This is a genomic window from Leeuwenhoekiella sp. W20_SRS_FM14 (genome assembly GCF_052119605.1).
In the GTDB taxonomy this organism is placed as follows: Bacteria; Bacteroidota; Bacteroidia; order Flavobacteriales; family Flavobacteriaceae; genus Leeuwenhoekiella.
Window position 1 is genome coordinate 98,850 of record NZ_JBGQOK010000007.1, and the last position, 25,894, is coordinate 124,743.

The following is a 25,894-nucleotide window of genomic DNA, read 5'->3' on the forward strand; positions in this document are numbered from 1 at the left end:
TAGATCACTAAAAACAGCGGTCAATATACAAGAATATGCTATTATATTAACAAGAAATTATAATTTATTACCTTAAGATACTATATTACCTATTTTGGCTTTATAAATTTTATATTCCGCATTAAACCAGCATATTTAGTACGTTTTACCGGTGATTTCCTGAAGATTTCTGAAAATAAATCTTGCGTAAGTTCTTCCCATTCATTTTTAGAATAGTCTAAAATTGCCTGATTGGGACTAAATAAAGGCTGATTATGAGGTTTAGAAAATCGATTCCACGGGCAAACATCCTGACAAATATCACAGCCAAACATCCATTCATCCATTTTATCCTGCGCATAGGATGGTATTTCGTTTTTGAGTTCGATGGTAAAATAACTAATACACTTACTGCCGTCAACTACGTGAGCATCTACTATTGCGTGAGTAGGACATGCATCTATACAAGCAGTACAGGAACCACAGTGATCTGTAACCGGTGTATCATACTCAAGATCAATATCTATAATTAGTTCTGCAATAAAATAAAAAGAACCTACTTGCTTAGTGAGCAAATTACTGTGTTTACCTATCCAACCTAATCCGCTTTTGGCTGCCCACGCCTTATCTAAAACAGGCGCAGAATCTACAAATGCTCTCCCATCTACAGCACCAATCTCTTTAGTTATATAATCTAAAAGCTCTTTAAGTTTGTCTTTAATTACAAAATGATAATCTGTCCCGTAGGCATATTTAGAAACTTTATAAGAGTCTTTGCGTTGATGCGCTTCAGGATAGTAATTTAAAAGCAAGGAAACCACACTTTTTGCCCCGGGAACCAGTAACGTAGGATCAAGTCTTTTATCAAAATGACTTTCCATATAGCCCATTTCTCCGTGCATATTTTTTTTGAGCCAACGCTCAAGTCGGGGAGCTTCCTGTTCTAAAAACTCTGCTTTTGAAATACCACACGACATAAAGCCAAGACGTTGCGCCTCAGTTTTAATAAGTTGGGTATGTTTTGACCTGTTATCTATCAATTTTCACGTTTTGTAAACTGAAGTATTGCGTCTTTAGGCTTAAGGGTTATTAAAGGATTAATTTCAATAGGACTGGCTTTAAACTCAATTTTAAAACGCTTAACTAATTCGGCAATTGCCAAAATCATTTCGTACATAGCAAAATTATTGCCTATGCACATTCGCGGCCCCGCACCAAAGGGATAGTAATAGGGTGAATACTTAATGCTCGTGTCCTCAATAAAGCGATCGGGGTTGAAATTATTAGGGTCTTCCCAAAAATTTGCATCTCTGTGAATTTCATAAATAGAAAAAAGTAAGCTCGTATTTTGAGCAATTTCATAACTTGAAAATGAATCTGCCGCTATACTTACTCGATCTATAAAATATGCAGGAGGATAAAGTCGCATAGACTCATTTACAACCTGCTCTACATACTGCAAACTTTTGATTTTAAGTAAAAGGTCATTCTCATTATCTAGTTCGCTTATTTCAGCATATAATTTATCCTGAACTTCTGGATGCCTGGCAAGTAATTCTGCAGTAAAAGTTAATGCATTAGAGGTAGTCTCGTGTCCGGCTGTAAATAGTATTAAAATCTCATCTATAAGCTGCTCTTCTGCCATGGCAGAACCGTCATCGTAACGCGCATCAAGAAGCATATCTAACAAATCATCCTGTCGTTTATTTTGGTTTTGACGCTCTTTGACTAAATCTTTTAGAATTTGCCGTGCCTCCTGAGTGAGTTTTAATGTGCTATTTAACTGTCCAGAAAATTTAAACCACCATATTAAATACGGTTGTCTCAATTCTCTGACCATCATTTCCTGAGCTGTTTCAGTAATGTATTGCAGTCTGTTTATAGATTTCTGATCTACAGCACTACTAAACAAAGCTTTCACGACAGTCTGGAAAGCAAGATCATTAAAAATGGGAAAAATATCGAAAGGCTTATTTACTTCGATATTTTCAATTTCAGAAATGACAGCTTGTTCAATCTTATCAATTAAAGTGGCTAATTGCTTTTTATGAAAAGCAGGTTGAATAAGTTTACGCTGCTTTGCCCAGTGTGTTCCGTTTGAAGTTAATAAACCCTGCCCCAGATATTTTGCAAGATCTTTAGTCTGTATAGGAGACTTCTTATAATTTTTCTGATTTTTCTGAAGCACATATTGTGCGAATAATGGATCTTTAGAAAATACAACACTTTCAGATATACCCAACTTTAACCGAAAAGTATTTCCTTTAAGTTTAAAGTTTTCTTTATGAAATGGAAGCGGATTCTTTAAAATAGCTCGCGCTGATTTAATAAACATTAGGCGCGAAACCTGAGGTATTTTTTGCATAGTGCTCAACAATTAAAATAAGCCACCTTGAACAGGACCTTTTATTCTGTCCAGGTGTTTATAGGCCGCTTCGGTCACCTCTCGACCACGCGGTGTACGCATTATAAATCCTTGTTGAATTAGAAAAGGTTCATACACTTCTTCTATGGTTTCTGCACTTTCTGATACCGCAGTTGCTAATGTTGTAATACCTACAGGCCCTCCCTTAAACTTATCTATTATTGTAGAAAGTATTTTATTATCCATCTCATCGAGACCGTGAGCATCAACATTTAGTGCCTTTAAACTAAAGCGCGCAATAGCAATATCAATTTTACCATTGCCTTTAATTTGAGCAAAATCACGTACCCTACGTAGCAAGGCATTTGCTATTCGCGGAGTACCTCTACTTCTACCCGCAATTTCAATTGCAGCCTCCATATCTATAGGCACATTTAATATTTCAGCACTGCGCTGTACTATGGTCGTTAGCAATTGGGTATCGTAATATTGCAAACGTGATGATATACCAAACCGAGCTCGCATAGGTGCCGTAAGAAGCCCAGATCGTGTAGTTGCACCTATTAATGTAAAAGGATTGAGATTAATCTGAACCGTACGGGCGTTTGGCCCACTTTCGATCATAATATCTATCTTATAATCTTCCATCGCAGAGTATAAATATTCCTCTACAATAGGACTTAAACGATGTATCTCATCAATGAAAAGAACGTCTCGCTCTTCTAGATTTGTTAAAAGACCGGCAAGATCACCAGGTTTATCTAAAACCGGACCCGAGGTGATTTTTATACTCACACCAAGTTCATTGGCTAAAATATTAGCAAGTGTGGTTTTCCCTAAACCCGGAGGGCCGTGAAACAGAGTATGATCTAATGCTTCTCCTCGCCTATTAGCTGCCTGTACAAATATCTGAAGGTTTTCTATAACCTGTTCCTGACCTGAAAAATCATCAAAACTTAAGGGTCTTAATGCTCGTTCTATATCGTGTTCTTCTCTACTGAAGCTTTCACCACTGGCATCTAAATTCTCATTCATAGTGTAAATATACTAATTCAAAACTCAGGCAAAATACATACAAAGTATTAGCCTAAATTAATCATTAACAATAAAAAAGCCCGCTAGATGAGCGGGCTTTTAGATTTAATTATTTTAAATCTTAATGATTCATTTCTTCTTCATTTGGTTGAAGTGGAACTGTCTGAGGAACATAATCCTGACCTGCAATAACATAATCACTTTCATCCTCATTGAGTTTACTGTAATCATAAGGCCAGCGATACACGCTTGGTATTGCACCAGCCCAGTTACCGTGAATGTGTTCGTGACCTGTAGTCCATTCTAACGTATTTGATTTCCAAGGGTTTAATTCTCCTTTCTTACCGTAGAAAATTGAAACAATAAAGTTGTATAAAAATACGAGTTGAGCAGCAGCAGTAACTATTGCAGCTATTGTAATAAGAATATTTACATCTGCTAAATCATCAAAATATGGGAAAGCAGTATTTGAATAATATCTACGCGGTAAACCGGCCATACCAATAAAATGCATTGGGAAAAATACTGCATAAGAGCCTATAGCCGTCACCCAAAAGTGAACATAACCAAGATTTTTATTCATCATTTTACCTTCAAACATTTTGGGGAACCAATGGTAAACACCAGCAAATAAACCATACAATGCAGATATACCCATTACCAGGTGAAAGTGAGCTACTACAAAATAGGTATCGTGAACATTTATATCTAGCGTACTATCTCCTAAGATAATACCTGTTAAACCACCCGTAATAAAGGTAGAAACAAGACCAATAGAAAATAACATCGCTGGGTTAAACTGCAGATTACCTTTCCATAAAGTGGTTATGTAGTTAAATGCCTTTACTGCTGAGGGTATAGCGATCAACAAAGTTGTAAAGGTAAATACAGAACCCAGGAAAGGATTCATACCTGAAATAAACATATGGTGACCCCAAACTATCGTAGATAAAAATGCAATAGCTAAAATAGAAGCAATCATCGCTCTGTAACCAAAAATAGGTTTACGCGAGTTTGTTGCAATAACCTCTGAAGATATACCTAATGCAGGCAATAATACAATATATACTTCCGGGTGACCTAAGAACCAGAATAAGTGTTCAAAAAGTACTGGAGAACCACCACTATTGTGTAGTACCTCACCTCCAATATATATATCTGATAAGAAGAAAGAAGTACCAAAACTTCTATCCATTATAAGTAATAAGGCTGCAGACAATAATACCGGGAATGAAACAATACCAATGATAGCGGTTACAAAAAACGCCCAGATTGTAAGTGGAAGTCTGGTCATAGACATTCCTTTTGTGCGCAAATTAATAACAGTCACAACATAATTAAGTGAACCTAACAGTGATGACGCAATGAAAATAGCCATTGAAACCAACCACAATGTCATACCGGTACCCGCCGCAGAAATTGAATTAGGTAATGCACTTAATGGTGGATAAATAGTCCAACCGGCAGCTGCAGGTCCAGATTCAACAAATAAAGAACAACACATAATTACAGCAGACAGGAAAAATAGCCAATAAGAGACCATATTCAAAAATCCTGAAGCCATATCACGAGCACCTATTTGAAGCGGAATAAGAAGGTTACTAAAAGTACCACTCAAACCGGCGGTAAGTACAAAGAAAACCATTATAGTACCGTGAATCGTCACTAGCGATAAGTAGATACTAGGATCCATAACCCCTTCTGGCGCCCATTTACCTAAAAATATTTCAAAAACCGTAAAACTTTTTTCTGGCCACGCTAATTGCAATCTAAATAAAATAGACATAGCAATACCAATAATACCCATTATAAGACCAGTAATTAAATACTGTTTAGAGATCATTTTATGATCTGTACTAAAAATGTATTTACTTATAAAAGTCTGGTGATGATCGTGATGTGAATCGTGATCATCGTGAGCATGGTCCAGTGCATTTGAATGTGCTGACATAATCTAATTTCTTTTTAGTAATTTTTTTTATTCTTGACCTGCAATGCTAGTTTTAAACGTTTCTTGTTGTTTAATCCAAGCCTCGTAATCTTCCTGACTCTCTACTATTATTTTCATTTGCATATTGTAGTGACTTTTGCCACAAATTTTATTACATAGCAAATAATAATCAAACTCATCATAATTGTCTAGAGCCGGTTCACCAGCAGCAGCAAGTTCTTTATTCTTATCATTACGTATTTTCTGAATTGTACGCATTTTATCTTGCATATAATCTGTAGTACGTATCTCTTCAGTAGTTACCGTAGGTGTAAATGAAAATTGTGTAATCATACCAGGCACTACGTTCATCTGTGCTCTAAAGTGAGGCATGTAAGCGGAGTGCAATACATCTTGAGAACGTAATTTAAAAATTACTTGTCTACCTACCGGTAAGTGTAATTCTTGCGTCACGATATCATCTTGGCCGTCTGCATCGCTAGGATCAATACCTAATTGATTAATACCTTCTATAAAACGAACGTTAGCATTACCTAATGTGTTATCCTCACCAGAGTAACGGGCTTTCCAGTTAAAACGTTGGGCATATAATTCAATCACTAGTGCATCTTCGTCTTCCTCAAAATTCATTATATCTGACCAGGTAAATAAACCGTAGATAATTAAACCCGCCAGTACGATTACAGGTATAATGGTCCAGATGAATTCTAACTTATCATTATCGGCATAAAACAATGCGCGTTTTCCTTTTTCACCTTTATACTTATAAGAAAAGAAGTGAAGTAAAAATTGCGTTATAATCTGTACAAACATGATTAAAGCAATAGAGATAAACATAAGATTATCATACTTGCTACCATGCTCAGATGAAGCTTCTGGTAAATAAAATTTTGAATAATGCCAGAAACAATAGAACATTAAGAAATAAAGGAAAACTGTAAACATCACCATCAATTTTGCATTGACGCTGTTGTCTTTATCATTTGCAACTTCACCAGACTCATCTTTCGACTTGCCTTTAGATAGTGCATATATCTTACTCATTTGCCATAATGTTACAGCAAAAAGTATAATTACAATAAGTACTAAAAAAACGGTCATTGTTGTGTTTTTTCTGTTCGTTGATATTAATAATGAAAATGCTCGCTTTCTACTAAGAATGGATTATTCTTAGGTCTCAACGACACTCTAGATAAGCCTAAGCCCACCATAAGAATAAATAATCCTAGGAAAAATAATATAGCTGCGAATTCTGTAATTCCGAAAGACCAGTATGGTCCTACTGTAGATGGCATCACAAGTAAGAATATATCTATGTAATGACCTACAAGTATAATAGTACCAGCTATAACTACAAACCAGGAAACTCGTTTAAAGTCACTATTCATTAATATGATAATAGGAAATACAAAGTTCAATATTAACATTCCGAAGAAAATAGGATTGTACTCCTGAATTCTTAAAATGAAATAGGTTACTTCTTCCGGTATGTTTGCATACCAAATCAACATAAATTGACCAAACCATAAATAAGTCCAGAAAATACTGAAACCAAACATAAACTTGGCTAAATCATGAAGGTGACTGTCATTAACAAACTCGAGCTTACCAATTGCCTTTAGTGAAACGGTAACCATAGCTATAACGGTAACTGCAGATACCATAATACCAGCTAAAATATACCAGGCAAAAAGTGTGCTGTACCAATGTGGAGTCATTGACATGAACCAATCCCAAGCCATTGTAGATTCTGTACATAAGAAAAAGGCTAAAAAGTATATTGAGAATTTAAACAGGTTTTTGTAAGGCCTATCGTCTTCTGCCGTATCCATAGCAAGACTATTTTTTCTTGCAAAGAATCTATATAAATTCCATCCTGCAACATAAATAATAGAGCGTATTAGCCAGAAAGGAAAATTTAAATAACCTGACTTATCTTGTAATATTTGATCCTCTGCAACTAACTCGTGATTTTGCCAGGGATAAAAATGCTCACCTGCGAATACCACAATAAGTAGAACAATTATAGATCCAGGAAGTAAATAATGTGTAATACCCTCCATTACTCTAAAAAGTACCGGAGACCATCCTGCCTGAGCTGCTGTCTGAATCGCATAAAATACTAAAGTACCTAAAGCTATCATCATAAAAAAGAATGCAGCTATGAAAGCAGCAGACCATGGTTTACTTTGCATTTGATGTAAAACATGTTCCATATGCTCTTCATCTTCATGAGCATTATGTCCCATATCCTTATCTTTAGCCATAGCAGCTTCAGAATAACCGTGCTCCTGACGAGCTTCATCTATAAAACTGGCTTCTTCATGATTATCAGTAGTCTCATGATGGGCATCGTGAGAGGCTAAAACCGCGCTTGCCTCCTCTACCGTAGCCGGAACAGAAAGAAAGCCATAGACCAAGCCAACTAACCCAAGTACCATACTAATAATGGCGAAAAGTCTTAATTTACTAGAAAATGTATACATAATTTTGAAATATCCTGGCTTTATTATTCTTCAATATGAGCTTCCTCTGTGACAGCTGCATTAGTAGCAGCCCCCTCATCAGTTGCTTCTTCTTCAGTTAAAACAGCTTCATCATCTGCACTAGAATCAGAATCAAAGGCTCTTTTAGGCTTACCGTCTAATTCGTTTTTAAGATCTATAACATAATGATTAATCAACCATAATTCACGCTCTGTAGTTTGAGAAGCGTAAGAACCCATAGTATTTATACCATAATAGGTCACATGATAAACACTACCTTCAGTAATTGCTCTTCCCTGATCATTATATGCAGGTACACCTAAAATCTTTTCACGCTTGGCTAAAGTTCCTTTACCATCACCTTTATCACCGTGACAAATTGCACAGTAAATAGTATATAATTCTTTACCTTCATTTAAATTATCTTCAGTGTAAGGAACCGGATTTACCAATGTTGCTTTAGCAGCTTCATAACCTGCTGTACTATTTTCGTACTCATATGGCATCCAACCGCGAGAAACAGAACCCTCTGCGGGTATCATAGCTTCCATTCCATTTGGAAATACCTCATAATTACCGTAAGCCTCATAACTTACTTCCTGGTACATGTTAGGCATATATTGATAATTACGATAGTCTTTATTTTGACAAGATGCCAAAATAACGAGCAACATCAAAGAGCCTAATATTTGAATATTATTTCTCATTTGTTAAGCGTGTTCTTCATTATGAATTAAACTAATTTCTGAAGCTCCCGTGTCATATAGAAACTTAGAAAGCGCATCTAGATCGTGATTTGCAGCATCTACTTCAATTAAGAAATGATCATCTGTTGTTCTTACATCAGGATTAGCAGCTTTCTGAAAAGGCCATATTTTACTTCTCAAATAAAATGTAATAACCATTAAGTGAGCTGCAAAAAATACGGTCAACTCAAACATAATTGGTACAAAAGCGGGCATATTTTGTAAGTATGAGAAACTAGGCTTACCACCTATATTTCTTGGCCAATCTTCAATCATAATGAAATTCATCATTAAAGTTGCCACACTCAATCCTATAAGACCATAAATAAAAGAAGTTATTGCTAGACGCGTTGGAGCAAGCCCCATTGCTTTGTCTAGACCGTGTACTGGAAAAGGAGTGTACACTTCAATTATTCTATACTTTTTAGCACGTAACTCCTTCACAGCTTTCATGAGAATATCATCATCGTTGTAAAGCGCATGTAAAACGTTTGCTGATGCCATATTTTATTGTTTAAGTTTTTGTGCCTGACCTGCCCAATCATCACGTTCAGCTCTTCCTGGAAAAGCATCAATGATCTCATCTAACAAATCATATTCTGTTTTTGTCATTTTACTTACCTGATCGTAGGTATAAATACCCAACTGATGTAATTTCTGTTCAAGTACAGGACCCACACCACTTATCAGCTTCAAATCATCTGCCGTTTGAGTTGCTGGATCGTAAATACCTATTCGTGACAACATCAAATCAACCTCTGCTTTTTTAGCTTCAGTATTTAATAATGCATCTGCATTAACTGTAGCTTGAAGATATGTTTTATCATTATTTGATGCAGAAGCTAAGGTTGTACGCTCAGCATAATTAGAAGTACGACTATCTGCAGCTGTTCCTGCAAGATCTTCTCCAGACTCTCTAATTCTCTTGTAACGAGCTCCTGACGACTTAAGGATACTCTTAACTTCAGCCTGAGCTATTACAGGGAAAGTACGAGCATATAATAAGAATAATACGAAGAAGAAACCAATAGTCCCAACAAATACTCCAATATCTACAAAAGTAGGAGAGAACATTGTCCAAGAAGATGTTAATCTGTCTTTACTCAAACAAAGAACAATAATATCAAAACGCTCAAACCACATACCTATGTTAATAACAAGGGCAACAAAAAAGGTCCAAACTATATTTCTTCTCCAAGCTTTAACCCATAGCGTAAGCGGCACAATTAGGTTACATATAATTAATGCCCAGAAGGCCCACCAGTAAGGTCCAGTAGCAGCACCAAAAGACAAATAGGTATAATTCTCATAAGGTACACCAGAATACCAACCAATAAAATACTCGGTTAAGTAGGCAACAGTTACAATACCACCTGTTAGTAGTATTACCTTATTCATAAATTCAATATGAACAATTGTTATGTAATTTTCAAGATTTACAACTTTACGCATTACAAGAAGTAATGTTTGTACCATAGCAAATCCTGAAAATATTGCACCAGCAACAAAGTAAGGAGGGAAAATCGTACTGTGCCATCCCGGAACAACTGAAGTAGCAAAGTCAAATGATACAATAGTATGTACTGAAAGTACTAACGGTGTTGCTAAACCTGCAAGCACTAAAGATACTTCCTCAAAACGTTGCCAGTCTTTTGCACGACCGCTCCATCCAAAACTTAATATACCGTAAATCTTTTGTTGAAAAGGACTTTTGGTACGGTCTCTAATCATTGCAAAATCTGGAAGTAAACCTGTCCACCAGAAAACAAGCGAAACAGATAGATAGGTTGATATTGCAAATACGTCCCAAAGTAGTGGTGAATTAAAGTTTACCCACAACGAACCAAACTGGTTAGGAATAGGTAATACCCAATACGCCAACCAAGGGCGACCCATGTGAATTATAGGAAATAAACCAGCTTGAACAACAGCAAAAATTGTCATCGCTTCTGCAGACCTGTTAATTGCCATACGCCATTTTTGACGGAACAATAAAAGTACTGCGGAGATCAAGGTACCGGCGTGACCAATACCTACCCACCAAACAAAGTTGGTAATATCCCAGGCCCAGCCAATTGTTTTATTAAGACCCCAAACCCCAATTCCGGTAGTTACTGTATAAACAATACAGCCTAAACCCCACAAAAATGCGATAAGCGCTATAGAAAAAACAATCCACCAAGATTTATTGGCCTTTCCTAATATAGGAGCTCCTACATCTACACTGATATCGTGGTAAGATTTCTCTCCAAGAATCAAAGGCTCTCTTATGGGTGCTTCGTAGTGTGACGACATATTAATATATTGATATTTATTTTAAAAAATTTTAAGCTTCAGCAGTATTTTTAATTTTTACCTGATAGAATACATTAGGTTTAACTCCTATATCTTCAAGTAAGTAATACTTGCGTTTATCATTTTTCAATTCTACGATTTCTGAATCTGGAATATTCACATCCCCAAACTTAATAGCACCATTATCACAAGCATTGCTACAAGCTGTTGCAAACTCACCATCTTTAATTACTCTACCTTCACGTTTAGCATCTAAAATGGTCTTCTGAGTCATTTGAATACAGAAAGAACATTTCTCCATAACCCCTCTAGAACGCACAGTAACATCTGGATTAAGAACCATACGACCTAAATCATTGTTCATATTGTAATCAAACTCATCGTTTTCACTATATAAGAACCAGTTAAAACGACGTACTTTATATGGACAGTTGTTTGCACAATATCGTGTACCTACACAACGGTTATATGTCATCTGGTTTTGACCCTGTCTACCGTGACCTATTGCAGCAACAGGACACACAGTTTCACAAGGAGCGTGGTTACAATGCTGACACATCACAGGTTGAAAAGCTACCTCAGGATTATCATAAGACTGAACTTCTACTACAGAATACGAGTCAAAAGCCGGAAGCTCTTCAAGCGTTTTAGTTTCTTCAGCAAAGGTATCTTCAGAAGAATAGTAACGGTCAATACGCAACCAATGCATATCTCTAAAATTTCTAACTTCTTGCTTCCCTACCACAGGAACATTATTCTCAGCGTGACACGCAATAACACAAGCACCACAACCGGTACACGCATTTAAATCTATAGAAAGATTAAAATGTGGCCCTACAGTATCATCAAAAGATTCCCAAATATCTGCATTCTTATCTCTAACCTCAATCTCAGAGTGGTTATAATCAACCTCTGCTACAGGGTTCCAGGCATGAACATCTTTAGTATTAAAGATCTCTAATGTAGTCTCACGGATAATATCATCTGCACGACCAGCCATTGTATTCTGCATCTGAACGCAGGCAAACTCATGCCATCCACTAGTTTTAGTTATTTCAACTTTTTGAGTTGCACTAAAATCTTTATATAATGGGTAGGCGTTAACACCTACTTTCATTTCATCCTGTACAGCAGCAGTTTTACCATAACCCAAAGCAAGTCCTACAGACCCTGGAGCCTGACCTGGCTGAATATATACTGGTACATTTTCAAGTTTAACACCATCTAATGTTATGGTTACATAGCTACCATTAAGCTCTCCCTTTGAAGTAATCTCATTCTCAACACCTAACTTATCTGCGTCAACTTTTGACATAGTAAGAAAGTTATCCCAAGAAGTTCTTGTAATAGGATCAGGAAATTCTTGTAACCAAGGGTTATTAGCTTGCTGACCATCACCCATACCCGTACTGGAATAGAGCGTTAAATCAAAACCATTTCCAGAAGTTTCACCATCCTGAGCTAATGCAGATAATGCACTCGCTAGTGTTAAAGATCCATTTTCAGAAACTGAATTCATTTCTTCAGTAACAGCGGTTGCTTCTGTGTTTATAGTGCCAGACACGATACCATCGTGCAAAGCTTGATTAAAGCTAGTTGAAGAGTTACTCCAATTTGCTTTTAAATAATCATAATACGTCTGTGTACTACCGGTCCAGGTCAATAAAGAATCCTGAAATTGTCTAGTACTAAATAATGGTCTTATGGTAGGCTGCGTCAAACAAATTTGACCCTTTTTAATCTCTACATCACCCCAAGATTCTAAATAGTGTGGAGTTGGTGCAAGATAATTACACAATAAAGCGGTTTCATCTTCTTTCATATTGAAAGAAACACGAACATCAACCTTCTCTAAACCAACTTTAAACTCCTCAACATTAGGCATACTGTAAGCCGGGTTAACACCCATTACTAATAAAGCACCTACTGAACCAGAGTTCATGTCAGCTACTAATTGCTTAACAGCCTTAGCATCACCCTGACGAGTCATTTTAGGATATTGTGTATCTATAACAACACTACCAAGAGATTCATTTATAGATAATGCAACTAGCTGAGCATTTGCATCCTGAATACCTGTAACAAAAACACCTTTGCTACCAGCATTACGTAATTGTGCTGCAGCAGCTTTAACAGCTTTATCAAGTTCTGGTGAAAGACCTGTGTTAGACCCACCGCCAGCAATTAAACCTTGCAATGCAGTTATAGCTTTTTTCTGCTCACTTGGCGTCATTAACACACGCTTATCTGCATTAGCTCCAGACAAGGTCATATTTGCCTCAAACTGAATGTGACGAGACATTTTTCCGTTTTGAGGAACTCTACTTTTTGAGTAGCCCGGTCCAAAACCACCACCTTGCCAATCTCCTAAGAAATCTGCTCCAAAAGAAACAATAACTTCTGCCTTAGAAAAATCGTAATCAGGTAATGCACGCATTCCATATTTACTTTCAAAAGCATCTAATGCTGCACTCTCACTTATAGTGTCATAAGTTACATGCTTAACATTAGGATACGCTGCAGAAAATTCTGCAATTAATTTTGACGTTGATGGACTCGCAAAAGTTTGCGTCAACAACACAATACTTTTTCCTCCTAGAGATTTAAGTTTAGAACCTAAATTTTCATCAAGCTCATCCCACGAAACATCCTCTCCATTTATTTTTGGCCCTTGCAATCTTTTTGTATCGTACATAGACAATACAGAAGCGTGCACACGAGCATTATTACCTCCTAAAGCAGAGGCCATTTTATTATTCTCAATTTTAATAGGTCTTCCCTCACGAGTTTTAACCAATACACTAGCGAAGTCAAAACCATCTGCCATTGTAGACGCATAATACTCTGCTTTACCTACAGTTATACGCTCTGGAGCTACTACGTAAGGTATTGATTTCACAACAGGACCTTCACAGGCAGCTAATGTAGCAGCAGCTGTAGAAAAACCTACATATTTTAAGAAATCACGACGCGTGGTAGAAGAAGCATCTAACGAATTCTTGTCGCCCAGAAACTCATCTGTAGGAATCTCCTGCGCAAACTCATTCTGTTTAAGCGCCTCAACAATAGAGCTATTTTCATTTAGCTCTTCAACACTTTTCCAGTATTTCTTGTTTGATGACATAAAATCTATTGTTATTTATTTTGGAACGCGAGATAAAACAACACGTATTCTATTTTATTAATAATGGCACTTACCACATTCAAGACCTCCCATTTGCGCAGCCGTCAATTGCTCAACACCATATTTTTTAGAAAGCTCCTCATGAATTTTCTCATAATATGGATTACCATCTATCTTAACATTTGTCTCTCTATGACAGTTTATACACCACCCCATAGTTAACGGAGCAAATTGATACATAATCTCCATTTCTTCAACTGGACCATGACACGTTTGACACTGAACCCCAGCAACACTAACGTGCTGCGAGTGGTTGAAATATGCGAAATCTGGTAGGTTATGAATACGTACCCATTCTACAGCCTGAGTCTCCCCAGTGTATGATTGCGTCGCAGGATCCCAACCCGCTGCTTTATATAATTTCTGAATTTCTTTATCGTAAAACTCTTTTGAATAGTCTTCAGTAACTGATGAGAATTCTGAAGTATTATCAGCAACCTCGCCTATACTCTTATGACAGTTCATACATACATTCAAAGAAGGTATTCCAGAATGCTTACTTGTTCTTGCTGAAGAGTGACAGTATTTACATTCTATTTGATTCTCACCAGCATGAATTCTGTGTGAATAATGTATAGGCTGAATTGGCTCATACCCCTGATCAACTCCTACCTGCATCATCCACCCATAAGCAAAGTAAGCTCCTCCTAAAAGCAATACGATAACAGAAACCAATACTAAAAATTGATTTTCAACAAATGCTTTATAAATAGGCTTACGGACTTCCTTAACCGGAAGCTCTACCCCTTGTGCTACTGCAAATTTTCTCAAAGTGCTGTTTACAAGAAAAAGAACCGCAACAAGCATCACCAGGATTACAGCAAGAATTCCCAATATTATAGTGGTAGATACTCCACCTCCACCACCTTGAGCAGAATCACCAGCAACAGCAGCAGGAGCTGTAGCTTCAGGCTTAGGCGTATTCGTGTACGCAAGAATATCATCAATGTCCGCATTAGTCAACTGCGGAAACAAGTTCATTGCAGTTTGATTGTATTCATTATACACTTCTAAAGCTTCCGGATCTCCCGCGTCAATTAATGCACGGTTATTTTTAATCCACTGATACAACCACTCTCTGTCGCGTCTTTCGGTAACTTCAAATAAAGCCGGACCAGTAGCACGAGTGTACAATTTGTGACAAGCTGCGCAATTTGCGTTAAATAAAGCTTTTCCGGCAGCCGCATCACCACCCTGCACCGCTGGCGAGGTTTCTGATTGAGCAGCACCATCAGCAGGCTGTTCCGCTTCTTGAGCATATACAAAAGAAGAAAAGGAAAGCAATAAAGCTAAAGTGATTAAAGAAAATCGAAAAGCTGAATTAAGGTTTTTACCCTGTTTCATAGTGTGATAGAATTGTCATCTTAGCGCGGCATCGATCTTAGGAATTCCAAGGGTCTCAAGGCTAAAAAGAATGCCGACAAATTTGATGGCAAAAGTAAGACTTAGAAGTGGATTTTTGAAGTGTTAGCAAAGCGTTAAAAGGTAATTTATACGAGTTCTAAATAATAAAATATGTCCATTTTGAGTTATAACAATTACTTTTGCTTAAACATTTTTTCTTATGAAAAGAACCCTTTTAAAACCGCTTGCATACATTTTTTTTGGCGGGTTATTCATTACAAATACATACGCTCAAAGTGGCAAATCTAATGTTATTCAAGATAATAGAATACCTGAATTGCTGTCACTTAAATCAAAAATGACTAATAATGATGAATTAGTTGATCGATATAAAATTCAGCTTTATTACGGCACTGTGACCGGTGCAAATAGCGTTCACAGTAAATACAAGTCTCGCTATGATGAATGGGAGCCCAAAATTGTTTACGAAAGCCCCAATTACAAGGTTTGGGTAGGTAATTTTAGAAATCGACTAGAAGCTGACCGTGCACTACTACAGGTACAAAAATTATTTCCTAACGCTTTTGTTATGAAGCCTGAGCGTTAATAAACTTAAGTATATGTAAATTTAAAAAGCCCCTGAAGAATATTTCTTCAGGGGCCTTTTAGTTTATTTATTAAACCGAATTACTTCAGTTTCTTTTTTACCGCTACCTGGTGATAGGATTCAATAATATCTCCTTCTCGTATATCATTGTAGTTCTTAATCTGCATACCACAATCATAACCTTTAGCCACCTCACGCACATCATCTTTAAAACGCTTTAAGGATGCTAATTCACCGGTATAAACCACTACACCATCGCGAATTAAACGAACGCCATTATTACGGAAGATCTTACCGGAAGTTACCATACAACCTGCGATAGTTCCTATTTTAGAAATCTTAAAGGTCTCTCTAATTTCAGCATTACCTGTAATCTCCTCTTTCATTACTGGAGAAAGCATACCCTCCATTGCATCTTTAAGATCGTTGATAGCGTCGTAGATTATAGAATATGTACGGATATCAATTTCTTCTTTATCTGCAACCTGACGGGCATTACCGGCAGGTCTAACATTAAATCCAATTATAATTGCATCTGATGCAGAAGCTAACAATACATCACTTTCAGTAATTGCACCTACTCCTTTATGTATAATATTCACGACAATCTCTTCAGTAGATAGTTTAGCAAAACTATCTGTCAATGCTTCTACAGAACCATCAACATCACCTTTAAGAATTATATTTAACTCTTTAAAGTCTCCTAAAGCGATACGTCTTCCTATTTCATCAAGTGTAATGTGTTTCTGAGTACGCACAGACTGCTCTCTTTGCAGTTGAGTTCGTTTAGAAGCAATATCTTTTGCTTCACGCTCGTCTTCCATCACGTTAAACTTATCACCTGCTTGCGGTGCGCCATCTAATCCTAAAATAGACACAGGAGTTGAGGGCCCAGCTTCTTTAACTTCTTTACCGCGCTCATCTTGCATAGCTTTAATCTTACCGCTATGAGTACCTGCAAGTACGTAGTCTCCTATTTTTAAGGTTCCTCCTTCTACCAGAATTGTAGAAACATAACCCCTTCCTTTATCTAAGAAAGCTTCTACCACAGTACCGTTTGCACGCTTATCTGGGTTTGCCTTAAGCTCAAGAATTTCGGCCTCTAATAGCACTTTTTCTAGAAGCTCTGCAACACCTACACCGGTTTTAGCCGATATATCGTGTGATTGTATTTTACCACCCCAGTCCTCAACAAGTAAATTCATTTGAGCTAATTGCTCTTTAATTTTCTCAGGATTTGAAGTAGGTTTATCTATTTTGTTTATTGCAAATACAATAGGCACTCCCGCCGCCTGTGCGTGAGAGATAGCTTCTTTAGTTTGAGGCATCACATCATCATCTGCCGCAACTACAATAATTGCAATATCTGTAACCTGAGCACCACGAGCACGCATTGCGGTAAACGCTTCGTGACCCGGTGTATCTAAGAAAGCTATTTTTTGACCATCTTTTAAAGTAACCCCGTAAGCACCAATATGCTGCGTAATACCACCACTCTCACCTGCAATTACATTCTCTTCACGTATGTAATCTAAAAGTGAGGTTTTACCGTGATCTACGTGACCCATTACGGTTACAATAGGAGCTCTTGGTTTAAGATCTTCTGGCGCATCTTCCTGTATAGCAACAGATTCTTTAATATCTGCATTTACAAAATCTACCTCATAGCCAAATTCATCTGCAACGATAGATAATGTTTCAGCATCTAGACGCTGATTCATTGTAACCATCATTCCTAATGACATACAAGCTGAAATCACTTTAGTAACCTGAACATCCATCATCGTGGCAACCTCACTTACAGTAACAAATTCGGTAACTTTTAAAACTTTGTTTTCTGCTTCTTGTTGAGCTTGCTCGTCTTCATTCTTTTGACGGTGTTGATCTCTCTTATCTCTACGGTATTTAGCACCTTTACCTTTACTCGATTTACCTTGAAGTTTTTCTAAGGTTTCGCGTACTTGTTTTTGTACTTCTTCTTCAGTAGGCTCCTCCTTAACTACAGGAGTAGCACCTCTTCTATTTCCGCTACCAGATGTATTACGTGTATTTTTTCCGCGTGTATTAGCGTTAGGACCTGAAGTATTCGCACCTGGAGCACCCGGAGCTTTACTTATGCGCTTACGCTTGCGTTTTTTATCATCATTAACAACGGGCTTCTTCTTCTTTTCTGGTTTTTTAAACTGAGATAAATCAATTTTTTGACCGGTAAAGTTAGGACCGTCTAATTTTTTATAATCTGTTTTTAAAACATCATCCCCAAGTTTAGGCTCTTCTTTCTTAGGTTCTGCTTTTTGCTCCTGAGGTTTTGCACCTATTTTAGCAGAAACTTCCTTCTTTGCCTCAACAGGAGCTACTTTAGGAGCTTCTTCAACCTTTGGCTCTGCTTTAGCAACTTCTTCAACCTTAGGCTTAGGAGTTTCTTCAACATTCTTAGCCTCTTCTTTAGCTTCAGCTGGGACCTCCTCTTTAGTAGCAACTTCAACTTTAGATTCTGAAATCTCTTCCTTAGGAGCGGCAGGCTGCTCAGCTTTAACCGGCTCTACAGGGGTTTCTTTAGGTTTGCCAGGCTTATCAAGATCTATTTTACCTACTTGCTTTGGACCCTGAAGATTACTTTTAGCACGAATAACCTCAGACTGAGTTTCTCGCGTCTGACGCTTTTCTTCAATTTCTTCTTCACGAGCTATACGCAACGCCTCCTTCTCTTTTTGCTTCTCTTGAGCTACCTCTTTTGACGCTACTTTTTTATTGGCATCTGTCTGAAATTGATCAGATAGTACCTCGTAGATTTCGGCAGAGATTTTTGTAGTAGGACGTGCTTCAATTTCGTGACCTTTTTCCTTTAGGAAATCTACTGCACGATCAAGTGAAATATTAAGTTCACGTAATACCTTATTTAACCTCATGTTTCTTACTTCTGCCATAAAATGCTTTAATTCGCTATAAAATTAACCTAAAAAACCTGTACACTCCTAGTTATTGTTCAAACTCTTCACGAAGAATACGCATTACATCTAATACGGTTTCTTCCTCAAGGTCTGTTCTGCGTACAAGATCTTCTACGTCTTGTTCTAAAATACTTTTTGCGGTATCTAAACCTATTTTTGAAAACTCAGCTATTACCCAAGCTTCAACTTCATCAGAAAATTCGGAAAGCTCTACATCCTCTTCCACTCCTTCTCTGTACACATCAATCTCATAACCTGTTAGCTGACCAGCTAAACGAATGTTATGACCACCTCTACCAATTGCTTTTGAAACCTCTTCAGGCTTAAGCATAACCTCTGCTGTTTTATTCTCTTCATTTATTTTAATTGAAGTAATTTTTGCAGGACTTAATGCTCGTGTTATAAAAAGTTGCAGGTTAGACGTGTAATTGATTACATCTATATTCTCATTACCTAGCTCACGAACTATACCATGTATACGCGAACCTTTCATCCCCACACAGGCACCTACAGGATCTATACGATCGTCATAAGAGTCTACTGCTACTTTTGCTTTCTCACCAGGAATACGCACCACTTTTTTAACAGTAATCAAACCATCAAAAACTTCAGGTATTTCTGACTCAAACAATTTCTCCAAAAATAACGGAGAAGTACGGGACATTATAATAGAAGGCTTATTGCCTTTTAACTCTACACTCTCTATAATACCTCTTACACTTTCTCCTTTGCGGAAAAAATCTGATGGTATTTGTTTTTCTTTAGGCATTATGATCTCATTACCCTCATCATCAAGTAAAATGATCGCACGATGTCTAATATGATGCACTTCTGCATTATAAAGCTCTCCTTCAAGATCTTTAAATTGCTTGTATATATTTGTATTATCGTGCTCGTGAATCTTACTGATTAAATTTTGACGTAACGCTAAAATAGATCTACGACCTAAGTCTATTAATTTTACCTCTTGAGATACATCTTCACCCACCTCAAAATCTGGTTCAATTTTACGCGCTTCAGTTAAACTTATTTCAGAATTCTCATCTTCTACCTCTCCATCTGCAACAACAACACGATTACGCCAAATCTCTAAATCCCCTTTGTCAGGATTAATAATTATATCAAAATTATCATCACTTCCAAAACGTTTTTTCAAGGTACTTCTAAAAACCTCTTCGAGTATTGCCATAAGCATTACTCTATCTATTAGCTTATCATCTTTAAACTCTGAAAACGATTCGATTAACGCAATATTTTCCATGCTATGTACTTAAAATTTTATCTTAACTTTTGCTTGCTCTATAGTATCAAAAGAGATTACCTCTTCTTTATCAACCGTAATTTTACCTTTCCCTACTTCTTTAGGAACGCGTTCTTTCCAAGATAATGTGATAGTATTTTCTTCGGCCTTAGTGAGTAACCCGGTAATTTTTGAGCCATCCTGAAGTTTTACTTCAAGATCTCTCCCAACATTCTTTTTGTACTGTCTTTTATTAATTAATGGCTCTGTAGCACCAGAAGACATCACTTCAAGAGAAAAATCTTCTTCCTCTCTATCAAGATTATGCTCTACCTTACGACTCACATTTATACAATCCTGAACGGTAACACCCTCATCACCATCAATCACAACAGTAATTTCGTTATTTCCTTTAAAACTAAGGTCTACTAAAAATAGCGACTCATATTCTTCAAACGCCTCTACTAAAAGAGCTTTTACTTTTTCCTTCAACATGATCCTATAAAAAGAGGGGACTTTAAGTGCCCCCTCGTTTAATTTTTTCTTAATTAACGCTGCAAATATAGTAATAATTTTGAAGTTTTAAAAACCCTATACAATTGCATTGTGTAGGTATTAACTAAAAACCAATTTAATAGCACATACCTACTATTAAAAAACACTTCAAAATTTAATTTTTATACCTAAAATAGTTAATACTATTCTAAATAACATTTCATTAAAACTTTAGATTAAAAAACAGAGTTAAATTCAATTAAAATCTAAACCAGTCTTTATGAAAGCAACCACTCAAGAGATCTTAGTTAATCTATTTCAGATTATTGATCGCAACTGCACAAACAACCTTCGTTCTGCACAATCTGAAAGCATTCAAAAAGCTATTCTGAAAAAATTTTTCAAAGCCTCTGAAGTTGTGATAGAACATAAAGAAGATATTACATTAATTCGCCTGAAGTCGATTTTGTCTGATTCCCCAGACACGGAAGCTTTAATAGAGATTGAATCATCTCAACTAAAATCCTTTTTATGTGATTGCATAAAAAAAGACACACAAGGAATCACTTTTTATACAAACATGCTTCACTACCTAACTACAAATAAAAAGGCCTAAATAAGTGGAAACTTTTTAAATAAAAAAAATCCGAATCTAAGATTCGGATTTTTTTTGTTGGCCTACTAGGGCTCGAACCTAGACTCTTCTGGACCAAAACCAGACGTGTTGCCAGTTACACCATAGGCCATTAACCTTCTTCTTTAAGAAAGAAAACACTCACCTGACTTGCGAATGCGGCTGCAAATTTAAAACAAACTTTTAGACCAGCAAATATTTTTTTTAAAAACTTTCAAAACAAAAAATATTTTTATTCCTGGCGTCGTTTTAAGTAAAACAGAATTCATTACCGTATTAATTCTTAAATTCGCTGCTTGCTAAATTTGCCTTATGATAAACTTCAATTTCCCGAAGTACAATAAAATAGTTGGTTGGTGTGCATTTACTGTTGCATTAATCACTTACAGCTTAACAGTAGAACCCACAGCCAGTTTCTGGGATGCCGGTGAGTATATATCAACCTCTTCAAAATTAGAAATTGGGCATCCGCCGGGAGCACCTTTATATCAAATGTTAGGCGCATTTTTCTCAATCTTTGCACCAGATGCCACTTACGTTGCCCTTTGCGTGAATTTCATGTCATGTTTAGCCTCTGCATTTACCATCTTATTTATGTGCTGGTCCATTTCTCTATTATTGCGTAAGCTCTTAAAACGCAATAAAGAAATTCTTACTGACACAGATCAAATGGCAATTTTAGCAGCATCTTTTATAGGATCAACTGCATTTGCATTTACAGATAGTTTCTGGTTTAATGCTGTTGAAGCAGAAGTATATGCGATGGCCATGTTTATGCTATCAGCGCTTTTTTATGTAGCCCTTTTATGGGAACGTGATATGTTTAAGCCGCGAGGCAACAGATGGCTTATGCTTATCTGTTTTATTATAGGACTTTCCTTTGGGGTTCACTTTATGGCCCTACTAACAATTCCTGCAATAGGATTTTTATATTTCTTTAAAAATTACAAAACCATTACGGTAAAGAACTTTATAGTTGCTAACATAATTGTAGTGGCAGTATTAATGTTTATTTTTAAATTCTTGCTACCCTATACCTTAAGCTTCTTTGGTTATGCCGAAGTATTCTTTGTAAACAGCTTCGGACTCCCTTTTAATAGCGGAACCATTATAGCCGGTATTGCTTTTATTGCAATCTTCTATTTCTTGCTGAAGTTTACGCGTAAGAAGTCATACTACCAGCTAAACACGCTAATTCTTTCGATATTATTTATTTTTATTGGGTTTTCGAGTTGGCTGATGCTTCCTATACGCGCAAATGCCGGAACTACTATAAATGAAAATAACCCAAACAACGCACGAGAACTACTTGCATACTACAATAGAGAGCAGTATCCCGAAACGCATTTGTTTTACGGCCCTCAATTCACCGAAATTTTTGGTGGGCTAGATGCTCAAAACCCATATGTTGACGGCAAACCTAACTATGAAAAAGATGAAAAAAGCGGTAAGTATATCATAGTAAACGAATGGAAAAATGCAGTTCAAAACTCAGAAGATCGTCATAAAGTTTTCCTACCACGTATGTGGAGTACAGACCATATGGCAAACTATATGCAGTTCACAGGGCCATTGCAGTTTCAGGTGAAGGCAGAATATGCAGATAATCAAGAATTACAACAAGCTGTTGCACAATTTAAGTCTGATTATGCTCAAGGTCGCATTGATAACGAAGGCTTTCAGGCTTTCTTAATGCGCATACGACAATATATAGATGTTGATCCTCCTTCATTTTCAGACAACCTTGCGTATATGTTTGATTTTCAATTTGGTTACATGTACTGGCGTTATTTTATGTGGAATTTCACAGGACGTCAGGATGATATTCAAGGTAATTATGACGATATACACGGTAACTGGTTAAGTGGAATTTCATTTATAGATGAAGCACGTCTAGGACCTCAGGATAATTTACCTAGTGATGTCTTAAATAATAAAGGAAGAAATATGTATTTTTTCTTACCACTTATTTTGGGACTACTCGGATTGGTTTTTCAGGCAAGTAAAGACAAAAAAAGTTTTTGGGTACTTCTTGTTTTATTTCTATTTACAGGAATTGCACTTAAAATTTATTTAAATGAGCGCGCATTTGAACCTAGGGAACGAGACTATGCTCTTGTAGGTTCGTTTTATGTATTTGCTATGTGGATAGGTTTTGGAGTATATGCACTTTATGATATGCTTAAAGATAAACTTAGCGTAAAAGTTGTTTTACCTGTTGTTACTGTAGTATGCCTACTAGCTGCACCGGTAATTTTAGCAGCTCAAAACTGGGATGATCACGACCGTTCTAACCGAAAAACCGCGTTAGCCATGGCAAAAATGTATTTAGACAGTTGTGATGAGAATGCAATTCTATTTACAATTGGAGATAATGACACCTTTGCTTTATGGTATGCTCAAGAGATTGAAGGTTATAGAAGAGACGTGCGCATTATAAATACCAGTCTTTTTCAGACATCATGGTACATAGATGATATGAAGCGTAAAGCCTATGAGAGTGATCCTATCCCTTCTCAACTTACCCACGATAAATATGTAGCCGGAAACAGAGATGCAATTTGGTATAATGAGTTAAGACCAAATGACACTTTAGATATTAAAACCTGGATGAACTGGATAGCCAGTGATGACCCCAGAACAATGGAAGAATTGCAAAGCGGGACAATGGTTCACACCTACCCGACTAAACTTGTGAGCATACCTGTTAACAAAAACACTGTTTTAAAAAATGGTATTGTAGCACAAAAAGATGCAGATTTAATTGTTCCTAATATTGTTGTTAACATTAAGGAAGACGTGCTTTATAAAAATCGCCTTCTAATGCTAGACGTCGTGGCTAACAACAACTGGGAACGTCCTATTTATTTTACAGGCGGCAGCTTTGGGGACGATGACTACTTGTGGATGAAAGATTTTCTTCAGCTTGATGGTGTTTGCTACAAACTAGTACCCATACGCACTCCTATAGACCCGCAATCTCCTTATGATATGGGCCGCATTGATTCAGATAAATTTTATGATATTGCAATGAATTGGTATTGGGGTAATAGCGGCGATCCTGATGTTTATCACGATACCGAAACCCGTCGTAATGGTATCACCTACCGCGGAAACCTTGCTCGTCTAACCGAAACGCTAATTAATGAGCAAGAATTTAATAAAGCCAAAAATATTCTCGACCTGGCTATGGAAAAAATGCCAGTAGAAACTTTTGAATATTACACATTATTAGAACCCTATATTAGTGGTTATTATCAAGTAGGTGAACAGGAAAAAGCACGTGAATTATGGAATTCTGTCGCTAAAAAATATCAGGAAAAATTGAATTACTGGAGTACCGTAAATCTCAACAAGCAATATAAATATGCACAGGATATCATTACAGATATTGAACGCTACCGAAGTCTGGTTGATCTTTTAATACGTAATCAGGATCAAGACATTTTGCCTGAGAAAGCAAAAGAGTTCAACTCGTATCTGCGTAAGTTTAGTCAGTTTTATGGTGAAGACGAGACAGCTCCTGAAACCGCTCAACCCACAGAAAACTTAAGAGATACTTCTATTGCAATCCCAAAAGACACAACGCGATAATGTTTTTAAAATTTAACTTACCGGTAAAGACGCCTAAATTAGTTAAGCGTCTTTACAGTAAGTATATATGGGATAAAATAATTACTAATGACTCTCAAAAAGTTATTTACCTAACTTTTGATGATGGTCCCATACCAGAGGTTACTCCTTGGGTGATAGATACTCTTAAAGCGTATAACGCTAAGGCTACTTTTTTTTGTATAGGTGAAAATGTTTTTAAGAATCCTACCACTTTTGAATACTTAAAAAAAAGTGGTAATAGCATAGGTAATCACACCTACAATCATCTCAACGGCTGGAAAACAGAAACAACCACCTATATTTCTAATTTCTTAAAAGCGGAAGCGGTAATGGAATCTAAGGGTTCAGAAATTCAAAAAATCTTTAGACCTCCCTATGGAAAAATAACGAAAAAACAAGCTGAAAATTTGATTGCTAGAGGTTACGACATTATTATGTATGATGTTATAGCCCACGATTGGGAACATAACATTACAAAAGAGCTGTGCTTAAAAAATGTTTTAAATAACACCGTAAATGGTAGTATTGTCGTTTTTCATGACAGCCTTAAAGCAGAAAAGAATATGCGATATACACTTCCCAAAGTATTAAAGCATTTTTCTGAATTAGGATATGAGTTTAAAGGTCTTTAAACAAATTTTTGTACAATCGAAATTAAAGAGTTAGCATCAAGCTCCCCGCTTTGACGCCATTTCATCTCCCCTTTCTTATAGATAACTAATGTAGGAAGTCCTTTAATTCGCAAAGCTTCAGCAAGCTCTGGATTTTTATCTACATCTATTTTTACAACTTTAACTTTATCGCCTAGTGCCGCCGCAACATCACGCAAGATTGCATGCATGGTAGTTGATTGTTCATTCCATTCTGTATAAAAATCAAGCAATACCGGAATTTGCAAATCAATGAGTGCTCCAAATTTTGACATAGTTCACGCTCTTTTAGAGTGTTAAATATAAGGCTAAAAGCC

19 protein-coding genes and 1 tRNA gene are annotated in these 25,894 nt (G+C 36.7%); 4 read left to right on the top strand and 16 right to left on the bottom strand.

Going from position 1 to position 25,894, the window contains the following annotated elements; genetic code table 11:
- Nucleotides 1–89 precede the first annotated feature (89 nt).
- The 11 genes from queG to ACEN25_RS13135 all read right to left on the bottom strand — a co-directional run bounded on the left by queG (nucleotide 90) and on the right by ACEN25_RS13135 (nucleotide 15,385).
- Nucleotides 90–1,019 carry a tRNA epoxyqueuosine(34) reductase QueG gene (gene queG, locus ACEN25_RS13085; RefSeq protein WP_441803309.1) on the bottom strand — a complete coding sequence of 310 codons (930 nt, stop codon included), beginning with the start codon at nucleotides 1,017–1,019 and terminating at the stop codon, nucleotides 90–92.
- On the bottom strand, nucleotides 1,016–2,344 hold the full coding sequence (locus ACEN25_RS13090) for a cytochrome P450 (protein WP_441803310.1): 1,329 nt from the start codon (nucleotides 2,342–2,344) through the stop codon (nucleotides 1,016–1,018). Before ACEN25_RS13090 ends, queG begins: the two co-directional genes overlap by 4 nt.
- Nucleotides 2,345–2,356: 12 nt before the next feature.
- A complete protein-coding gene (ruvB, locus tag ACEN25_RS13095) occupies nucleotides 2,357–3,379 on the bottom strand; it encodes a Holliday junction branch migration DNA helicase RuvB (protein WP_441803311.1) in 1,023 nt (340 codons plus the stop codon).
- A gap of 121 nt (nucleotides 3,380–3,500) precedes the next feature.
- Nucleotides 3,501–5,330, bottom strand: a complete 1,830-nt coding sequence (locus ACEN25_RS13100; protein ID WP_028377439.1) for a cytochrome c oxidase subunit I — start codon at nucleotides 5,328–5,330, stop codon at nucleotides 3,501–3,503.
- Between the two features lie 27 nt (nucleotides 5,331–5,357).
- Nucleotides 5,358–6,431 carry a cytochrome c oxidase subunit II gene (locus ACEN25_RS13105; protein WP_028377438.1) on the bottom strand — a complete coding sequence of 358 codons (1,074 nt, stop codon included), beginning with the start codon at nucleotides 6,429–6,431 and terminating at the stop codon, nucleotides 5,358–5,360.
- Nucleotides 6,432–6,457: 26 nt separating this feature from the next.
- Nucleotides 6,458–7,816, bottom strand: coding sequence for a quinol:cytochrome C oxidoreductase (locus ACEN25_RS13110; protein WP_441803312.1), 1,359 nt, complete (start codon nucleotides 7,814–7,816; stop codon nucleotides 6,458–6,460).
- Between the two features lie 23 nt (nucleotides 7,817–7,839).
- A complete protein-coding gene (locus ACEN25_RS13115) occupies nucleotides 7,840–8,523 on the bottom strand; it encodes a c-type cytochrome (protein WP_441803313.1) in 684 nt (227 codons plus the stop codon).
- Nucleotides 8,524–8,526: 3 nt separating this feature from the next.
- Entirely contained in the window at nucleotides 8,527–9,066 is a 540-nt protein-coding gene (locus tag ACEN25_RS13120; protein ID WP_028377436.1) for a DUF3341 domain-containing protein, read from the bottom strand.
- 3 nt (nucleotides 9,067–9,069) lie between these two features.
- Nucleotides 9,070–10,857 (bottom strand): NrfD/PsrC family molybdoenzyme membrane anchor subunit, encoded by a 1,788-nt coding sequence (nrfD, locus tag ACEN25_RS13125; protein WP_441803314.1) that lies wholly within the window; start codon nucleotides 10,855–10,857, stop codon nucleotides 9,070–9,072.
- Nucleotides 10,858–10,888: 31 nt separating this feature from the next.
- Complete coding sequence (locus tag ACEN25_RS13130; RefSeq protein WP_441803315.1) at nucleotides 10,889–13,981, bottom strand: TAT-variant-translocated molybdopterin oxidoreductase; 3,093 nt, start codon at nucleotides 13,979–13,981, stop codon at nucleotides 10,889–10,891.
- 57 nt (nucleotides 13,982–14,038) lie between these two features.
- Nucleotides 14,039–15,385 (bottom strand): c-type cytochrome, encoded by a 1,347-nt coding sequence (locus ACEN25_RS13135; RefSeq protein ID WP_441803316.1) that lies wholly within the window; start codon nucleotides 15,383–15,385, stop codon nucleotides 14,039–14,041.
- Between the two features lie 220 nt (nucleotides 15,386–15,605).
- Here ACEN25_RS13135 and ACEN25_RS13140 point away from each other — a divergent pair, with 220 nt between their 5' ends.
- Complete coding sequence (locus ACEN25_RS13140; protein ID WP_028377433.1) at nucleotides 15,606–15,992, top strand: SPOR domain-containing protein; 387 nt, start codon at nucleotides 15,606–15,608, stop codon at nucleotides 15,990–15,992.
- An 80-nt stretch (nucleotides 15,993–16,072) separates the two neighbouring features.
- Here the strand turns inward: ACEN25_RS13140 and infB are convergent, their stop codons facing one another.
- The 3 genes from infB to rimP are packed head-to-tail and all read right to left on the bottom strand — an operon-like array spanning nucleotide 16,073 to nucleotide 20,678.
- Nucleotides 16,073–18,919 carry a translation initiation factor IF-2 gene (infB, locus tag ACEN25_RS13145; RefSeq protein ID WP_441803317.1) on the bottom strand — a complete coding sequence of 949 codons (2,847 nt, stop codon included), beginning with the start codon at nucleotides 18,917–18,919 and terminating at the stop codon, nucleotides 16,073–16,075.
- Nucleotides 18,920–18,971: 52 nt separating this feature from the next.
- Nucleotides 18,972–20,204 carry a transcription termination factor NusA gene (gene nusA / locus ACEN25_RS13150; RefSeq protein ID WP_028377431.1) on the bottom strand — a complete coding sequence of 411 codons (1,233 nt, stop codon included), beginning with the start codon at nucleotides 20,202–20,204 and terminating at the stop codon, nucleotides 18,972–18,974.
- Nucleotides 20,205–20,213: 9 nt separating this feature from the next.
- Entirely contained in the window at nucleotides 20,214–20,678 is a 465-nt protein-coding gene (gene rimP / locus ACEN25_RS13155) for a ribosome assembly cofactor RimP (RefSeq protein WP_028377430.1), read from the bottom strand.
- A gap of 280 nt (nucleotides 20,679–20,958) precedes the next feature.
- Between rimP and ACEN25_RS13160 the strand changes: the two genes are divergently transcribed.
- On the top strand, nucleotides 20,959–21,294 hold the full coding sequence (locus tag ACEN25_RS13160; protein ID WP_441803318.1) for a hypothetical protein: 336 nt from the start codon (nucleotides 20,959–20,961) through the stop codon (nucleotides 21,292–21,294).
- A 57-nt stretch (nucleotides 21,295–21,351) separates the two neighbouring features.
- Here ACEN25_RS13160 and ACEN25_RS13165 read toward each other — a convergent pair.
- A tRNA-Gln gene (locus tag ACEN25_RS13165) sits at nucleotides 21,352–21,424 on the bottom strand.
- 200 nt (nucleotides 21,425–21,624) lie between these two features.
- Between ACEN25_RS13165 and ACEN25_RS13170 the strand changes: the two genes are divergently transcribed.
- Nucleotides 21,625–24,906 carry a glycosyltransferase family 117 protein gene (locus ACEN25_RS13170; protein ID WP_441803319.1) on the top strand — a complete coding sequence of 1,094 codons (3,282 nt, stop codon included), beginning with the start codon at nucleotides 21,625–21,627 and terminating at the stop codon, nucleotides 24,904–24,906.
- A complete protein-coding gene (locus tag ACEN25_RS13175) occupies nucleotides 24,906–25,559 on the top strand; it encodes a polysaccharide deacetylase family protein (RefSeq protein WP_441803320.1) in 654 nt (217 codons plus the stop codon). The genes ACEN25_RS13170 and ACEN25_RS13175 overlap by 1 nt, the downstream gene beginning before the upstream one ends.
- On the opposite strand, the gene ACEN25_RS13180 is transcribed toward ACEN25_RS13175, so the two are convergent.
- Nucleotides 25,556–25,852: a thioredoxin family protein gene (locus ACEN25_RS13180; protein WP_028377426.1), complete on the bottom strand. Its 297-nt coding sequence runs from the start codon at nucleotides 25,850–25,852 to the stop codon at nucleotides 25,556–25,558. The genes ACEN25_RS13175 and ACEN25_RS13180 overlap by 4 nt on opposite strands.
- Nucleotides 25,853–25,894: the final 42 nt, after the last annotated feature.

Excerpts from the sequence above, each read along its gene's own strand:
- ACEN25_RS13090 (WP_441803310.1), bottom strand. The coding sequence starts at position 2,344 with ATGCAAAAAATACCTCAGGTTTCGCGCCTAATGTTTATTAAATCAGCG.
- ruvB (WP_441803311.1), bottom strand. The coding sequence starts at position 3,379 with ATGAATGAGAATTTAGATGCCAGTGGTGAAAGCTTCAGTAGAGAAGAA.
- ACEN25_RS13100 (WP_028377439.1), bottom strand. The coding sequence starts at position 5,330 with ATGTCAGCACATTCAAATGCACTGGACCATGCTCACGATGATCACGAT.
- ACEN25_RS13105 (WP_028377438.1), bottom strand. The coding sequence starts at position 6,431 with ATGACCGTTTTTTTAGTACTTATTGTAATTATACTTTTTGCTGTAACA.
- ACEN25_RS13110 (WP_441803312.1), bottom strand. The coding sequence starts at position 7,816 with ATGTATACATTTTCTAGTAAATTAAGACTTTTCGCCATTATTAGTATG.
- ACEN25_RS13115 (WP_441803313.1), bottom strand. The coding sequence starts at position 8,523 with ATGAGAAATAATATTCAAATATTAGGCTCTTTGATGTTGCTCGTTATT.
- ACEN25_RS13120 (WP_028377436.1), bottom strand. The coding sequence starts at position 9,066 with ATGGCATCAGCAAACGTTTTACATGCGCTTTACAACGATGATGATATT.
- nrfD (WP_441803314.1), bottom strand. The coding sequence starts at position 10,857 with ATGTCGTCACACTACGAAGCACCCATAAGAGAGCCTTTGATTCTTGGA.
- ACEN25_RS13130 (WP_441803315.1), bottom strand. The coding sequence starts at position 13,981 with ATGTCATCAAACAAGAAATACTGGAAAAGTGTTGAAGAGCTAAATGAA.
- ACEN25_RS13135 (WP_441803316.1), bottom strand. The coding sequence starts at position 15,385 with ATGAAACAGGGTAAAAACCTTAATTCAGCTTTTCGATTTTCTTTAATC.
- ACEN25_RS13140 (WP_028377433.1), top strand. The coding sequence starts at position 15,606 with ATGAAAAGAACCCTTTTAAAACCGCTTGCATACATTTTTTTTGGCGGG.
- infB (WP_441803317.1), bottom strand. The coding sequence starts at position 18,919 with ATGGCAGAAGTAAGAAACATGAGGTTAAATAAGGTATTACGTGAACTT.
- nusA (WP_028377431.1), bottom strand. The coding sequence starts at position 20,204 with ATGGAAAATATTGCGTTAATCGAATCGTTTTCAGAGTTTAAAGATGAT.
- rimP (WP_028377430.1), bottom strand. The coding sequence starts at position 20,678 with ATGTTGAAGGAAAAAGTAAAAGCTCTTTTAGTAGAGGCGTTTGAAGAA.
- ACEN25_RS13160 (WP_441803318.1), top strand. The coding sequence starts at position 20,959 with ATGAAAGCAACCACTCAAGAGATCTTAGTTAATCTATTTCAGATTATT.
- ACEN25_RS13170 (WP_441803319.1), top strand. The coding sequence starts at position 21,625 with ATGATAAACTTCAATTTCCCGAAGTACAATAAAATAGTTGGTTGGTGT.
- ACEN25_RS13175 (WP_441803320.1), top strand. The coding sequence starts at position 24,906 with ATGTTTTTAAAATTTAACTTACCGGTAAAGACGCCTAAATTAGTTAAG.
- ACEN25_RS13180 (WP_028377426.1), bottom strand. The coding sequence starts at position 25,852 with ATGTCAAAATTTGGAGCACTCATTGATTTGCAAATTCCGGTATTGCTT.